The sequence below is a fragment of the Mesorhizobium sp. M7A.F.Ca.MR.362.00.0.0 genome (assembly GCF_004023175.1).
GTDB lineage: Bacteria > Pseudomonadota > Alphaproteobacteria > Rhizobiales > Rhizobiaceae > Mesorhizobium.
In genome coordinates this window covers 704-16,028 of record NZ_RZTF01000086.1, presented here as the reverse complement: position 1 = coordinate 16,028, position 15,325 = coordinate 704, and the positions used below count along the sequence as shown (strand labels likewise).

At 62.1% G+C, this 15,325-nt stretch carries 13 protein-coding genes, 1 tRNA gene and 1 pseudogene; 4 read left to right on the top strand and 11 right to left on the bottom strand.

Annotated features, from left to right (window positions below; genetic code table 11):
- Window positions 1-51: 51 nt before the first annotated feature.
- The 4 genes from araD1 to chvE form a co-directional block, all read right to left on the bottom strand.
- A complete protein-coding gene (araD1, locus tag EOC06_RS13700) occupies window positions 52-1,044 on the bottom strand; it encodes an AraD1 family protein (protein ID WP_127319683.1) in 993 nt (330 codons plus the stop codon).
- Between the two features lie 304 nt (window positions 1,045-1,348).
- On the bottom strand, window positions 1,349-2,635 hold the full coding sequence (gene mmsB / locus EOC06_RS13695; RefSeq protein WP_027038593.1) for a multiple monosaccharide ABC transporter permease: 1,287 nt from the start codon (window positions 2,633-2,635) through the stop codon (window positions 1,349-1,351).
- Window positions 2,632-4,164, bottom strand: a complete 1,533-nt coding sequence (gene mmsA, locus EOC06_RS13690; protein ID WP_127266708.1) for a multiple monosaccharide ABC transporter ATP-binding protein — start codon at window positions 4,162-4,164, stop codon at window positions 2,632-2,634. Before mmsA ends, mmsB begins: the two co-directional genes overlap by 4 nt.
- Before the next feature lie 121 nt (window positions 4,165-4,285).
- Window positions 4,286-5,356 carry a multiple monosaccharide ABC transporter substrate-binding protein gene (gene chvE, locus EOC06_RS13685; protein ID WP_127266709.1) on the bottom strand — a complete coding sequence of 357 codons (1,071 nt, stop codon included), beginning with the start codon at window positions 5,354-5,356 and terminating at the stop codon, window positions 4,286-4,288.
- Between the two features lie 313 nt (window positions 5,357-5,669).
- On the opposite strand from chvE, the gene EOC06_RS13680 reads away from it, so the two are divergent.
- Both EOC06_RS13680 and EOC06_RS13675 read left to right on the top strand, forming a co-directional pair.
- Complete coding sequence (locus EOC06_RS13680) at window positions 5,670-6,659, top strand: LysR family transcriptional regulator (RefSeq protein ID WP_127395813.1); 990 nt, start codon at window positions 5,670-5,672, stop codon at window positions 6,657-6,659.
- A gap of 130 nt (window positions 6,660-6,789) precedes the next feature.
- Window positions 6,790-7,026, top strand: a complete 237-nt coding sequence (locus EOC06_RS13675; protein WP_023813880.1) for a hypothetical protein — start codon at window positions 6,790-6,792, stop codon at window positions 7,024-7,026.
- Between the two features lie 2 nt (window positions 7,027-7,028).
- Here EOC06_RS13675 and EOC06_RS13670 read toward each other — a convergent pair.
- The 6 genes from EOC06_RS13670 to EOC06_RS13645 form a co-directional block, all read right to left on the bottom strand.
- Window positions 7,029-7,102 (bottom strand) — tRNA-Gly (locus tag EOC06_RS13670).
- 77 nt (window positions 7,103-7,179) lie between these two features.
- Complete coding sequence (locus EOC06_RS13665; protein WP_127330890.1) at window positions 7,180-9,093, bottom strand: acyltransferase family protein; 1,914 nt, start codon at window positions 9,091-9,093, stop codon at window positions 7,180-7,182.
- Window positions 9,094-9,289: 196 nt separating this feature from the next.
- Window positions 9,290-10,771 (bottom strand): hypothetical protein, encoded by a 1,482-nt coding sequence (locus tag EOC06_RS13660; RefSeq protein ID WP_128307994.1) that lies wholly within the window; start codon window positions 10,769-10,771, stop codon window positions 9,290-9,292.
- 38 nt (window positions 10,772-10,809) lie between these two features.
- A complete protein-coding gene (locus EOC06_RS13655; RefSeq protein ID WP_281062076.1) occupies window positions 10,810-11,244 on the bottom strand; it encodes a GtrA family protein in 435 nt (144 codons plus the stop codon).
- A 10-nt stretch (window positions 11,245-11,254) separates the two neighbouring features.
- Window positions 11,255-11,956 carry a class I SAM-dependent methyltransferase gene (locus EOC06_RS13650; RefSeq protein WP_127266715.1) on the bottom strand — a complete coding sequence of 234 codons (702 nt, stop codon included), beginning with the start codon at window positions 11,954-11,956 and terminating at the stop codon, window positions 11,255-11,257.
- Window positions 11,949-12,938 (bottom strand): glycosyltransferase family 2 protein, encoded by a 990-nt coding sequence (locus EOC06_RS13645; protein WP_185929007.1) that lies wholly within the window; start codon window positions 12,936-12,938, stop codon window positions 11,949-11,951. The genes EOC06_RS13650 and EOC06_RS13645 overlap by 8 nt, the downstream gene beginning before the upstream one ends.
- 273 nt (window positions 12,939-13,211) lie before the next feature.
- Between EOC06_RS13645 and EOC06_RS13640 the strand changes: the two genes are divergently transcribed.
- Window positions 13,212-13,475, top strand: coding sequence for a DUF6460 domain-containing protein (locus tag EOC06_RS13640; protein WP_013533620.1), 264 nt, complete (start codon window positions 13,212-13,214; stop codon window positions 13,473-13,475).
- Between the two features lie 66 nt (window positions 13,476-13,541).
- Here the strand turns inward: EOC06_RS13640 and EOC06_RS13635 are convergent, their stop codons facing one another.
- The gene (locus EOC06_RS13635; RefSeq protein ID WP_128307992.1) at window positions 13,542-14,447 is read right to left on the bottom strand and encodes a histone deacetylase; all 906 of its coding nucleotides are present in this window, start codon (window positions 14,445-14,447) and stop codon (window positions 13,542-13,544) included.
- Window positions 14,448-14,577: 130 nt separating this feature from the next.
- Between EOC06_RS13635 and EOC06_RS42490 the strand changes: the two are divergent.
- A pseudogene (locus EOC06_RS42490) lies at window positions 14,578-15,325 on the top strand (MATE family efflux transporter); the annotation flags it as partial.

Here is a 15,325-nt window from a genome sequence, read left to right as displayed (position 1 = left end):
CCTCTGTCGCCTTCGGCGACATCTCCCCCTCAAGGGGGGAGATTACCCTTTCTACAGCGCCTTCACCGCCACCTTCACCGGCTGTTCGATCTCGAGCGGATTGCGCAGCGGCAGGCCGAAGTCCCCGGCCTCGATCTCGAACACATCGCCGGCCTCGGTCCTGATGCCGTCGGCGAAAGAGAGCGTGGCCGTGCCGAACATATGCACATGCACGTCGCCCGGCTGGCGGAAGGCCGCGTATTTGAAATGGTGATGTTCGAGATTGGCGATGGTGTGCGACATGTTCGCTTCGCCGGACAGGAACGGCTTTTCCCACAGCACCTCGCTGTCACGCACGATGCGCGAGGTGCCGCGGATATCGGGCGGCAGGTCGCCGATCAGGATTTCCGGACCGAACGAGGCATTGCGCAGCTTGGAATGGGCGAGGAACAGATAGTTCACGCGCTCGGTGACGTGGTCGGAAAACTCGTTCGACAGCGTGAAGCCGACGCGGAAAGGTGCGCCGTCGTCGCCGATGACATAGATGCCGGCCACCTCGGGCTCTTCGCCGGCGTCCTTGGCAAAGGCCGGTGACAGAAGTGCGGCACCTGGCGCCACCGCCATTGTGCCGTTGCCTTTGTAGAACCATTCCGGCTGCACGCCGATCTGGCCATTCGCCGGCTTGCCGCCCTCCAGCCCCATGCGAAACATCTTCATGGAATCGGTGAGCTGCTCCTCGCCGTCGGCGCTCAGCTTCTTGTGCATGGAATCGCGCGTCGCGGCGGAGCCGAGATGCGTCAGCCCGGTGCCGGTCAGGTGCAGATGCGCCGGATCAGGGTGATTGATCGGCGACAGCAGCCGCCCCTTCTTGTAAGCGGCCTCGAGATCGACCGTCTCGCCAAGCCCCTTGCGTTCGATCAGCGCGACGAGGCCGACGCCGGTGCGGGCGGCCTCCATCGCCAGCGAATAGACGCTGCGGGCGCCATTGATGATCCGGGTCTTGCCGCCATTGCGGGCGACGACGCGGATGGTCTCGGCGTCGTCGAGGATCTGGGAGATCAGCATGATGAATCCTCTCTCATTTGCCTTGGCAGGACTGCCAAAACGGCAGACCTTACTCAGCGCGGCCGGGACCTCGTCCATGCCACGGTTTAAATTCTCAGTTCGGATTGCGCTCGCGGGCCTGGTCCCTCAGGGACTTCTGTTACCGGCGGGTTGCCGGCAGCGCCGCGATCGTATGCCTCCTGCTTGCCTCGCCTAGAGCAGTTCACCGTTTCACGGAAACGGCGAACCGCTCTAACTCATTGTCTTGGCGCAATTCCAGGCGGAAAACCGTTTCACATTTTCCTGGAATTGCTCTTAAGCCCGTTCAAGCCTTGTTCTTGTTGTAGACGTCGAAGATCACGGCACCGAGCAGCACCAGGCCTTTGACCACCTGCTGCCAGTCGACATTGACGCCCATGATCGACATGCCGTTGTTCATCACGCCCATGATGAAGCCGCCGACCACCGCGCCGATGACCTGACCGACGCCGCCCATCGCCGAGGCGCCGCCGATGAAGACGGCGGCGATGACGTCGAGCTCGCTGCCGAGGCCCGCGGCCGGCACCGCCTGTCCCAGTCGCGCCGCGATGATCAGGCCGCCGAGCGCCGACAGCACGCCCATATTGATGAACACCATCAGCGTCAGCCGCTCGGTGTTGATGCCTGACAGCTGCGCGGCCTTGGAATTGCCGCCCATGGCATAGATACGGCGGCCGATGGTCATGCGCTTGGTGACGAAGACGAACAGCGAGATCAGCACGCCCATGACGAGCAGCACCACGGGCAGGCCCCTGTAGCTGGCGAACTGGTAGACCAGGAACAGCGCCAGCGCGCTGCCGACCAGCGTCTTGACGACGAACAGGGCAAAGGGCTCGGCCTCATAGCCATGGCGTTCGCGCTTGCGGCGCGTCCTCACCCCGAAATAGGCGTAGGCCAGCACAGCGATCAGGCCCAGCACGATCGTCGTCATGTGCAGAGTCAGGCCGCTGCCCATGATGGTCTTGCCGGCCGCGTTCACTGTCGGCGGGATCAGCGTCAGCGGGCCGATGACATCCGGGATGAAGCCGGAGCTGAGCGCCTTGAAGCCATCGGGTAGCGGCCCCACCGAGGATCCGCCGCCCAGCAGGGCCTGGCAGATGCCGCGGAAGATCAGCATGCCGGCCAGCGTGACGATGAAGCTCGGTATTCGGTGATAGGCGATCCAGTAGCCTTGCGCCGCACCGATCGCGCCGCCCACGATGAGGCAGATGATCGAAACCACCAGCGGGTTGCTGAACGGACCGAGCGGCCAGATGACCATCATCATCGCCGCCAGCGCGCCGATGAAGCCAGCGACCGAGCCAACGCTTAGATCGATATGACCGGAGACGATGACCAGCAGCATGCCCAGCGCCATCACGATGATGAACGAGTTCTGCTGCACCAGGTTGCTCAGGTTCACCGGCTTGAACAGCGTTCCGTTCGTGGTGAACTGGAAGAACACCATGATGGCGATCAGCGCCAGGATCAGGCCGTATTCGCGCAGGTTCGTCGTCAGCGCCGAGACGGCGATGCGTGGGCGCTGCTCTTCGGCGACGTTGCCCTGCGGGGCGGGGGCGCTTTCGGTGCTCATGCTGCTTTTCCTTCTCCACGAACGATGGCGCGCATTATTTTTTCCTGGCTTGCTTCCGCGGCGGGCATTTCGCCCACGATGCGCCCTTCGTTCATGACGTAGATGCGGTCGGTGATGCCAAGCAATTCCGGCATTTCCGACGAGATGACGACGATCGCCTTACCCTCAGCCGCGAGACGGGCGATGATCGTATAGATTTCGTACTTGGCGCCGACATCGATGCCGCGCGTCGGCTCGTCGAGGATCAGCACGTCCGGGTCGGCGAACAGCCATTTCGACAACACCACTTTCTGCTGGTTGCCGCCGGAGAGATTGCCGGTCATCTGATAGACGCTGGACGCGCGGATATTGGTCTTCTTGCGATAGTCGTTGGCAACGGCGAGCTCGCGCATGTCGTCGATCACGCTGTGGCGCGAGACGCCGCCAAGATTGGCCAGCGTGATGTTGTGCTTGATATGGTCGATGAGGTTGAGACCGTAGGTCTTGCGGTCCTCGGTGACGTAGGCGATGCCGTGTTGGACCGCCTTGCTCACCGAGGAAACGTCGACCGGCTTGCCCTTGAGCAGCACCTCGCCGGAGATGCGGCGGCCGTAGGAGCGGCCGAACAGGCTCATGGCGAATTCGGTGCGGCCAGCGCCCATCAGCCCGGCAATGCCCACCACTTCGCCCTTGCGCACGTTGATGTCGATGCCCTTGATCACCTGCCGCTCGGCATGGATCGGGTGATAGACCGACCAGTTCTTCACTTCGAACACGACCTCGCCGATGTCAGGCTCGCGCGGCGGATAGCGGTCGTCGAGTGAGCGGCCGACCATCGAAGTGATGATGCGGTCTTCAGAGATGTCCTTCTTGGCCAGCGTCTCGATGGTGCGCCCGTCACGGATCACCGTCACCTTGTCTGCGACCCGGTTCACCTCGTTGAGCTTGTGCGAGATCAGGATCGAGGTCATGCCCTGCCGCTTGAATTCGAGCAGAAGGTCGAGCAGCGCCTGGCTGTCCTTTTCGCTGAGCGACGCCGTCGGCTCGTCCAGGATCAGGAGCTTGACTTCCTTGCTCAACGCCTTGGCGATCTCGACCAGCTGCTGCTTGCCGACGCCGATATTGGTGATCAGCGTCTTGGGGTCCTCCTTGAGGCCCACCTTCTTCAACAGGGCGCTGGTGCGCGCCTCGTTGGAATTCCAGTCGATGATGCCGTATCTGGCGTGCTCGTTGCCGAGGAAGATGTTTTCGGCGATCGACAGCATCGGCACCAGCGCAAGTTCCTGGTGGATGATGACGATGCCCTTGCGCTCGCTGTCATGGATGCCTTTGAACTGGCATTCCCCGCCGTTAAAGATGATCTGGCCGTCATAGGTTCCTGAGGGATAGACGCCCGACAGCACCTTCATCAGCGTCGACTTGCCGGCGCCGTTCTCGCCGACCACGGCATGAATCTCGCCTTCCTCGACGCTGAGGTTGACGTTCGACAGCGCCTTCACGCCGGGGAACGTCTTGGTGATGTCGCGCATCTCCAAAATCGTCGAGGCCATGGGACAACCGCTCCTTGAGAGGTCGGCAAACATTGCCGGCGAGGTCGGCGACAATACCGGGCTCGCTGGTGAACGAAAAGGGGCCCTGCGTTGCGCAGGACCCCTGACTTTGTAACCGGGGTTACTTCAGTTCGTCGGCCTTGATGTAGCCGGAGTCGACGACCAGCGCCTGGTAGTTCGACTTGTCGACCTCATGCGGCGTCAACAGGATCGAGGGGACGACCTTGACGTCGTTGTTGTAGGTCTTTTCATCGAGGCCGTCCGGCTTGCCGCCCGAGAGCACCTTGTCGACGAGCTCGACGGTGGCCTTGGCCAGTTCGCGGGTGTCCTTGAACACGGTCGAGTACTGCTCGCCCGTGATGATCAGCTTGACCGAGGCGGTCTCGGCATCCTGGCCAGTCACGATCGGCCAAGGCTGTGCGTCCGTGCCGTAACCGACGGCGCGCAGCGAGGCGGTGATGCCGCGCGACAGGCCGTCATAGGGCGACAGAACGCCATCGACGCGGCTGCCGTCCGAATAGTTGGCCGACAGCAGATTGTCCATGCGCGCCTGGGCGGTGGCGGCGAGCCAGCGCAGCGTGCCGACCTTGTCCATGCCGGTCTGGCCGGACTTGATCTTGATCGAGCCGTCGTCGATCAGTGGCTGCAGGACGGAGATCGCACCGTCGTAGAAGAAGAAGGCGTTGTTGTCGTCGGGCGAGCCGCCGAACAGTTCGACGTTCCACGGCTTGGTGTTCGGGAAGCGCTCCTTGAGGCCCTTGACCAGCGAATTCGCCTGGATCACGCCGACGCCGAAATTGTCGAAGGTGGTGTAGTAGTCGACATTGGCGGTCTTCTTGATCAGGCGGTCATAGGCGACGACGACGACGCCCGCGTCAGCGGCCTTCTGCAGAGCATCCGACAGGGTGGTGCCGTCGATCGAAGCAATGATCAGCGCCTTCGGGCCTTTGGTGATTTCGTTTTCCAGCTGGCTGAGCTGGTTGGGGATGTCGTCCTGCGCGTATTGTAGGTCGACGGTGTAGCCGAGAGCCTCGAGCTGGGACTTGACGGCGTCGCCGTCATTGATCCAGCGCTGCGAGGTCTTGGTCGGCATCAGCACGCCGACAAGACCCTTGTCGGCTGCGTGCGCCGAGTAGGTCATGGCAGCGATGCCAAGGGCCGCGACGGCGGCCAGTGTCTTGATGATTTTCACTTTAACTCTCCCTGTTTGATGGACGCGGCACCCCGGGGGTCGCGGGCCGCGCAATCGTGCAGAAGCGCCAAGGGCACTGCTGCCGTCATATCGATCTCCGGTATCCTCCCATGGCCCCGAGACGCTGATTCAATCGATACGATTTTTCTCGTCAGCGACCGTCACGTCTTGGAACGCGCGGAGGGTGTGGGTCTTTGCCATAACTGTCAAATGCGATCTTTGATGGTTGCTATATCATGGTTGGTATATGTATTGGGACGTGACGGGCTGACTCCAAGGTCGGCCTTACACGAGCAGAAGGCAGGGAAAAGCGATGGCGCGGCCCGGGAATCCGACAACAGCTTCAAATGGTTACAGAGAAGCACCGGGCGATGGCGAAACCCTGCTGCGCAGCGGTCTCAGTCTGCGTCACATGCGCATGATCGTCGCGCTAGACGACCACAGCCGGGTCAGCGCGGCAGCCCAGGTTCTGAATATTTCGCAGCCGGCGGCCTCGCGCATGATCGCAGAGATGGAGGCGGTGCTGGAGGTCAAGCTGTGCGAGAGGCTGCCGCGCGGTATCACCTTGACGCCATACGGCAAGGCTTTGGCCAGGCGGGCGCGCTCGATCCTGCTGGAGATGCGTGAGGTGGACCGCGAGATTTCCGAGCTCAAGGCGGGCAAGGGTGGTTCGGTTTTCCTGGGTGCCGTGACCGCGCCTGCAATCGAGCTGGCGGTGCCGGCAATTCGTGAAATCCGCCGCATCTATCCGCGCATCGAGATCACCATGCAGGTCGAGACCTCCAATGTGCTGGCACGCGAGCTGATCGCCACGCGCCATGACTTCATCATCGCCCGCATCCCGGACGATCTCAATCCGCGGCTGTTCGAGTCGCGCGTCATCGGCGTCGAGAAGGCCTGCCTGATCGTGCGCCGGGGCCATCCGCTCACCAAGGGCGAGGCGGTGCGGCTGGAAGAGACCGCCGCCTATGACTGGGTCTTCCAGTCTGGCGGCTCGCCCTTGCGCCAGGCCATGGAGAGCAACTTCCTCAACCGCAACATCGCTTTGCCGGACCGTATCCTGAACACCAGTTCGCTGCTCCTGACCCTGGTCATGGTCGCGCAATCCGATGCCATCGCACCGGTCTCTGTCCAGGTGGCGAAATTCATCCAGAACCCTGACGGGCTGGCCGGCGCCATCGACGTCGTCCAGACCGAATTCGACATCGAGGTCAGGCCCTACAGCCTAATCACGGTCAGGAATCGCGCACTGTCGCCGGCCGCCAAGATGCTGCACGACTTCATCCTGAGAGAAGTGGGATGATGGCTCGCTCGGGTAAGGTTGTCCGGCGAAAGCACCGCCAGGCCGAGGCTGACGAAAGCGAGCTGGGAACATTGTTTCCCGCCGATGCGTTCATGATCTTGCAAGGGACGATTTCTTCTGGAGGCTGAACATGCGCAGCTTCGAAATCATCGATCTGCTTTACGTGATCGAGGCCTGCAAGCACGATCGATCGGTCGGGAATTTCGTTTCCATGGCTGAAGGCGTTGAAGAATTGCGGGTGTTGACCGGCGATTTCGTTTCATCGGATGACGTGGCGGCAAACGCCCTCGCAACGGTGGCGCTTGCGCGAGGCTGCTCGGTTGTGTTCGACGAACAGGCAGGCGCTGAAATGGTTCTGACGCCTTAGACTGGAGCGGGTAGAGGGAATCGAACCCTCGCGTTCAGCTTGGGAAGCTGACAAGCTACCATTACATCATACCCGCGTGCGCCCTCGTTACCATGAGGGTTAGCCTTCGGGCAATCGCAAAGCGGTATGCTCTCACGACGGTCGTGCTGCGGATCACGGCGCGCCCGCGGCCGTGAATTGCCGTTTTGCCTCCGCGACCTCATTGCTGGTGGCGAAGCTTGGCCAGTATTTCGAGATGGCCAGCGTCGCGCCGGCGGAAGAGAAGTGGCCATAGTCGAAGTAGAGAAATTCATTGGTCGTGGCGTCGGCGTATGAACAACCGGCCGAGTCGCACAGATACGTCAGCGGATCTATGAAATCGGCCCCTTTGGTGAACGGCAGAACCCGTGCGTTGATGTCCGGATCCATAGCCATCGGCCAGGATGTGGTTCCGGCATGCTCCCGTCTCACCAAGAAAGCGATCTTCTGGACGTCGGCGATGAATTCCGGAGACTGGCCGACGGTATAGACCTTGACCCCCATCCCGCGAAGCCGATCGATCGTCTTCTGCAGGCCGTCGAAGCCCCTGGCCTGGTAGTCGGTCCATCGGCCGCTCAGGATCACCGCCTGGATGTTGGCGTCGCGAATGATAGACAAGGCCCGTTCGTTGAAGCGGGTGCAGGCGGGCCGAGCATAGGAAAAATAGGTCAGGTCGGGCGGACAGCCGGCATAGGTGTATTGGATGACATTGGCCTGGATTTTCTGGGCGTTGGGCTCAAGTCCCGGAACATAGTGGGCAGCGAAAGAATCGCCCCACAGCAGCACATTGGTGGCAAAGCCCGTTGTCCGGGTGCAGTCGGCAAGGTTCCAGTCTTCGATGCGGGTCCCGTTTTCGTTGAAACAGATGCCGTTGCGCCAGTCGCCGACCCGGATACGTTCTGTCGAGAAATCCGGAAACCGTTGCGGGAAACCGTTGCCCAGTGCGCCGGCCAAACCACCGGCGCACAGCAGCACGATTGCCGTCGCCGAAAAGGCGAAGATGGGCAGCGGGGCGGTATAGGCTCGTTTGTGGCGGAAGGGTTGCTCGACGTATTTCCAGGAGAATGCCGCCAAGGCGAAACTGGCAACCGTCATCGCGATAATCGTTGGCACACCGACAGTCTTCAAGGAGAGATAATGGACGAAGGAGTTGATTGGCCAGTGGACGAGGTAAAGCGAATAGGAAATGAGGCCGACCCAGACCAGCGGCGCCAACCGAAGCACGCGAGTGGCGACAGGTGCCGGCCTGTCGGCGCTATCCTGGCCAGCATAGATCAGCAGAGCTGTTCCGATGCAGGGGAATAGGGCATTGTAGCCGGGAAACGGATCGCTGTCCGAAATCATCACAAAGCCAAATGCAATGAGGGCAAAGCCGGCGAGGCCGATCAGGTCCGCCGCCAGCCGACTGGCTAGGACCGGAGGCTTCCGCAACATCAGCATGGCGCCTAGCGCCAGCTCCCATATGCGCGTCGGCAAGAGATAGAACCCTGCCGTCGGTGCCAGCGAGGTTGCTATGACTGCCAGGGCAAAGCTGCCGATGGCCATCGGCAGAAGTACCGTCAGCCAGCGCTTCGAGACGTATCGGTAGATCAGATAAAGGAGGATCGGCGCGAAGATATAATACTGCTCTTCCACCGAAAGCGACCATGTGTGCAGGAGCGGCCGCAGTTCGGCGTCGATGGAGAAATAGTTCGTCGTTTTCCAGAAATAGATGTTCGACCAGAAGGTCGAGGCGGCGATCACGCTGAGGCTGAATTCGTGGAGATCCGAAGGCAGAAGGATGAACCAGGCGGCAATGCTCGCGAGCAGGATGACGAAGGTCAGCGCCGGCAGGATGCGCCGTGCGCGGCGCCAGTAGAAGCGGCCGATCGAGAATTGGCCCCGCTCAAGATCATCGAGCAGGCTGCCGCTGATCAGATAGCCCGATATGACGAAGAAGATGTCGACACCGGTGAAGCCGCCGGGAATGGCGGACACGCCGAAATGGAAGAGCACGACAGGCAGCACCGCAACGGCCCGCAGACCGTCGATGTCGCGCCGGTAGTTCATCCGGCCGGCCCGCGCGCGACCACCAGGATCCGTGCGGCCGCACCCGACACGCTCATGCGGCGATGTCGTCGATCGTGCTGAAAATCCCGGCTCGTCGATCTCACAGGCTTACCCTCAGGCAGCAATTTTGCTGCGCTGCAACATGGGTGTCAAGGCATATATTGCTGTCGCGAAATTCGCCAGGAACGCACCGGGATCAGGCGCCGGGCAGATAGATTACCGCGTAGTCGTCCGAATAGGCCCGTTTCCAGCCCAACTGGTCGAAGAAGGGAATGCGGCTGTCGTCGGCCGATAGCAGCGCCCAATCTATTGCGTATTTCTTCAGGCGGGCTTCGAGGAGCGGCTTGCCGTCGCCGCGTCCGGTGTCGTTATCGCTCTTTGTGAAACCGCCGAGGAACAGCTGGTCCGTCCGTCCGTCGATATAGGTCTTGAACCCGTGGAAAATCAGCGTGCCGCCGAAATTGTAGGAATTCAGCACGTTGCCGGATAGATGATGGCTTTGCGCGAATGCCAGCGCCCCGCTGGCCGATGTCTTCGGACTTGGCGCTACCTGATAGACGCTGCCGAGCACAGCGACCCCGCCAATCAGCAGAACGGCTGCCGTGCCGCAGATGGCGTAGAACCGCCTGGCGACGAATCTCTCCAGCCCGTCGCGCTTTTCGGCCAGCCACGCGGTGGCTGAAAGCGAGGGATATTGCTGTGCGACCTCTGCCGCCATCACCAGCGGAATCAGCAGGAAGAACAGATACATGAAGCGCACATGGGCGAGATAGACATGCAAGGTGAAGACGACGAACAACGCCTTGGCCCAGCCAATTCGCAATCGGGACACCAATAGCCCGAAAAGCGCCAGCAGCATCACCGCTTCCTGGACGGGACTGTCCGGCGGATTGAACGGTTTCCATTCCATGATCAGCGACACTGCCTCATTGCCGTAAGCCACGGCGAGCGTCGCCAGGATGGCCTGGACGCCGTACGGGTGGAACAGGCTGACCAGCGGGCAAAGCAGGCCGAACGCGATCCACTTCGCCAGCAGGGCCGGTTTTGACAGGCCCGTGCGCGCCAGCAGATCGAGACCGGCGAAAGCCGCGATGACGAAGCTCAAGGTGAAGGTGGCGTGCAGGTTCGCCCATAATACGACCAGGACAAGCAGCCACCAGGGCGGCGCCCGTTCTTCCCTTGCCGCACCGAAGAGCACCGCCGTCCAGATGACGATGATCGGGAAGGTGAAGACATGCGGACGCGCCGTGAAGATCGGGTTGATCAGGAACACCGCCGCGAAGGCCAGTGTAATCGCCAGGATCGGTTTCAGCCATGCGCTGAGAAACCACCCCATGAGGAAAACCGTCAGGGAGATCGAGGCGATGATCGCGGTGACGACCCCGTTCCAGCCGCCCGCCCGGTAGGCAAGAGCCAGCAGGACCTGCCCCAGCCATTCCTTGGCAATCCAGGGCTGGCCGGCAAACGTGTAGGAGTAAGGATCGACGGTCGGAAATGTCCGGTTTGTCAGGAAATCGAGACCGACTTTCACTTGCCACCAGCTGTCGGGATCCTGCAGGGTGGCGCCTGCCTGGGCAGCCAACGCACCCGCCATCGCCAAGGCCGCGAGCAGGCAGAAGATCAGCCTGTTCCGCTCGTTGTATGTCGCGGCCGCCACACTGGCCTGAGCGTCGTTCATGATGCGCCGCCTCTGATCGGTTCCGGTGACAGTTGGGTTCAAGGTGTTGGACTGGCGGACTGCCGCCGAGGCTTGTCGGCCACCCGAACTGTGCGGTCGGTGCTGTCGTCCCCACGTCCCACAAACACGAAGCGGGCCGAGCCAAGATAGAAAACCACCGAATAGACGCAGATTCCCGCGAGGTGGACCAGCGGGTTTTCGACGATGCCTGCCGAACGGGCGGCGATCACGACGGCCAGATTGATGCTGTAGGCGACCAGAAAGACACCCCCGTAGCGCAGCGCGGTTCCGGGCTGGAAGCCATCGGCTCTGCTGAAGGTCCATTGGCGGTTGAGGAAGAAGCCGAGGACAAGGCCGGCGGCATAACCCGTGGCGTTGGCAAGGATGTCGCCCAGACCGAGCGCAAGCCCGGCCAGGATGACCGCGTATCCCAGCGCCGTGTTCAACAGACCGACGGCGCCAAATCGCAGCATCCTCGGGAAGTCAAACGGCAGGCTTGACCACATGCGCAAAATATTGGGCTCCGACAGGTACCTTGGTGAGGAAGCGCTCGAACGGCCTCAGTCTCGCAAGCATCCGAGGAAAGAAAATCCGGTAGACGATCCTCGTGTTGGCAAGGCCCGCCTCGGCCATGCGCCCGCGCATCTCGCGCGAATTTATCAAAACCGCGTTTTCGTCGAAGGCACAGTTTCTCACCGCGTGCGTGGTCAGCGGGTTCCAGGGATTGTGTTCGAAGACGAAGAAGCTGCCGCCATCGGCCAGCACCCTGCCGATCTCGGCGAACAGCCCGATCTGCAGGTTCTCGGGAATATGGTGGAAGACGCAGGCCGCGAAGGCCAGGTCGAAGCTGCCGTCGGCAAAGGGAATTGTCTTGCCGTCGAAATGCGTGAAGGCGGCCTGGCCGGGAAAGCGCTTGCTGGCGATGTCGAGCGATTCCCGCGAAGGATCGAGCAAGGTGATCTCCGCGTCGGGAAACGCGTTGCGCATATGGCCTAGCGAATTGCCGACGCCGGCGCCGAAATCCAGTATTCGTCGCGGTTTGACACCGGCCCGCCGCAGCGTCGCGGCGACGTCGTCGATCTTGTACCTGGCGAAGAAATCCGGGTTTTCGCCGCTCAGCCTTATGCTTGCGGCATGCTGCTCCTGATATTCCCGCGCAAACCGGTCGAACTCCGCCTCAAGCACGTGCGGCCCTCTTTGCCATCTCCTGCAGGCGATGGACCGGCAATTCGCCGTCCTCCACTGCCTGGCTGCGCGAAACGATCTCGTTGACGAAGTAGAGCGGCCGCCGCTTTGTCTCCATGTACATGCGCCCGAGATACTCGCCGAAGATCCCGAGCACCATAAGCTGGACGCTGCCGAGGATCAGCACGATCGCGGCAAGGCTGGTCCAGCCGGGCAACACGTTTCCGACCGACCATTCGAGCAGCGTGTAGCCGAGCACGACCAGGCCCAGAAGCCCGAACATCATTCCGAGCAGCGAGGCGAACCGCAACGGCACGATGGAGAAGCTGGTCATCGCGTCGACCGCCAGAAGAAGCATTTTCTTCAGCGGATAGTGGGTGGTGCCGGCAAAGCGGCGGTGCCGCTCATAGGGGAAAGCCACCTGTTTCAGCCCGATCCAACTCACCATGCCGCGAATAAACCTGTAACGCTCTGGCATCGCGTTCAGATGGTCGAGCGCGCGACGGTTCATCAGCCGGAAATCACCGGTATTCGGGGCTATGTCTACGTCGACCATCCGGCGCAGCAAGCGATAGAACATGGACGCGGAGGCGAGCTTGAACCAGCTTTCGCCATCGCGCGTCAGCCTCTGGCCGTAGACCACATCGAAGCCTTCGTTCATCTTCGTCATCATCGCGCCGAGCAGTTCAGGCGGATCCTGCAGGTCGGCATCGAGAATGAGAATGCGCTGGCCGCGACAGAATTCGAGCCCGGCGCTCAACGCGATCTGGTGGCCGTAATTGCGGGCAAGGTCGATGGCGACGACATGGTCGTCCTTTTCGGCCAGCTGGAGAATGGCCTCGCGCGTGCCGTCGGTCGCGCCATCGATAACAAGGACGATCTCGTAGGAAGGGCCTTGTTCAAGGCATGCGGCCGTTACCCGCCGATGCAGTTCGGCCACGCCATCCAGCTCGTTGTAGCATGGGATGACCACCGACAGCATGACGCCGCGTCGCGCGGTGTTTCTCTCCGTCTCCACCAAAGCCTTGCTCCCGCTATTCGATTGGGAATAGCGGCAATTGGTTAGAAAACAGATAAGCCAGCGGGATCGCTGCGGCAGTAGCCGGCAGTCTGCCATGCGCCTGGGCTCGGCTTGCGGCCACACTATGCTCGGTGTCTCGCTATCCCGCAGAACTCCCGGCTTGAAGCGGACAAGCCAAGTGCGTATGTCTGGCTGACGCCCTCTAGCCAGGGTACCTCAATCTGGAGACGGGCCTTGTCCGCATTGACGCGCTTTCTTGGCGACTCGCCGCTCAAGGTGATCCTGAAACTGCTGGTGGTGTCTTTCCTCGTCGGCCTGGTCATGAACGCCTTCGGCTGGTCGCCGATGGATGTGCTCTACGGCATCCGCAAATTCTTCATGGACCTGTGGAATCTCGGCTTCCACGCCATCGACCGTTTCCTCGGCTATATCCTGCTGGGCGCGGCTATCGTCGTGCCGGCCTTCATCCTGTTGAGGCTCGCCAACTACCGGAAGTAGAGCATGATCCCGAACCGCAGGTCCGCGTCAGCGAACCCTGGCACGCGGTTTTTGGACAAGATCGTGCTATCGGGCGTGGCCCGAGGCCACCTCGAACAGGATGGCGTGGCGCGCGGCAAGCGTGGGCACGTCAGTTGAATAGCCACCGCCGATGACGCCGCAGACCGGAATGCCCCGCGTGCGAAAGTGGCTGATCACCATGTCGTCGCGGGCGCGCAGGCCGTCATCCGATAGCGACAGCCTGCCAAGCCGGTCCTCGGCATGGACGTCGACGCCGGCATTGTAGAACACGATGTCCCAATGGGCTTGGGCGGAGAGCTCCGGCAGGATGGCGGCGAGCCTCTTCATGTAAGCGGCGTCACCCGTGCCGTCGGGCAGCGCGACATCGAGGTCGGAGGCGATCTTGCGCACGGGGTAGTTGCGGTCGCCATGCATGGAAAAGGTGAAGACGCGTGGATCATCGGCAAGAATATCCGCCGTGCCGTCGCCCTGGTGCACGTCGAGATCGACGACCAGGATGTTGCGTGCCGCGCCTTCGGCGAGCAGGACCAGCGCGGCGACGGCGACATCGTTGAAGGTGCAGAAGCCCGCGCCTTGCGCGCGCCGTGCATGGTGACTGCCGCCGGCGGTGTTGCAGGCGATGCCGTGGCGCAAGGCCAGCCGCGCCGCCAGCACGGTGCCGCCGGTGGCAAGCTGCGCGCGCAGCGAGACGCGGGGTCCGATCGGAAAACCGATCTCGCGCTCGATCTTCTCGGGCACGCGGCAGTTGACGACCTGGTCGACATAGTCCGTCGCATGGGCAAGCTCCAGCCATGATGCCGGTGCCGGTTCGGCGGTGCTGAGCGCGTCGGGGCCGGCGAAGCCGCGTGTACGCAGCGCCTCCATCAGCAAGGGATATTTGCTCATCGGAAAGCGGTGGTTGACGGCGAAGCCGGCGTCGTAGTCGGGATGATGGACGATCTGCAGGGGCATGAATTGGATCCGGCGGCTCGCGCCAGGCCGGGGATTCGGTTGGCCGTCACGGGAAGAGTGATTGCGCGGTGGCTGGAAAATGGGGCACATCGGCAGTTCGATCAAGCCGCAATCAGCAAGGCAGCAATCCTTGGACCAGGGTGCAACCCCAGCCGACGCCAGATCCCCAATCAACCCCGGATCATTTGTCGTCACCAATCGTTCCGTGCTCGCCATCGCCGTGCCGATGACGCTTGCCTATCTGACGACGCCGATGCTCGGCCTGGTCGACACGGCTGTCATCGGCCAGTTCGGCGATGCCGCCTTGCTTGGCGGCCTGGCGGCCGGCGCATTGATCTTCGACGTCGTCTTCACCTCTTTCAATTTCCTGCGCTCGGGCACCACCGGGCTCGTCGCACAGGCGTTTGGGCGCGGCGACGCCCTGGAGGAACAGGCGGTGTTCTGGCGCGCCGTGCTGATCGCGGTTATCGCCGGCATCGTGCTCGCTGCCCTTGCGCCGCTGGTCGCCATCGCCGGGCAAAAGTTCATGGGCGCCGAACCGCGCGTCAGCGAGGCGATGGGCGTCTACATCAGGATCAGGCTGCTCGCGGCGCCGTTCTCGCTGATCAACTACGCCATCCTCGGCTATGTGCTGGGGCGCGGCGAGGGCGGGCTTGGGCTGATGCTGCAATTGGTGCTGAACGGCATCAACATCGCGCTCTGTTTTCTGCTTGGGTTGGAACTTGGCTGGGGTGTCGCCGGCGTTGCCTGGGCGACCGTCACCGGTGAGTTCCTGGCCATGCTGCTCGGCCTGGCGATCGTGATCCGCCGGTTCCGGGCCGCCCCATCCTTGCCGCGCCACCGCCTGCTCGACATGGCCGCCTTCCTGCGCATGATGT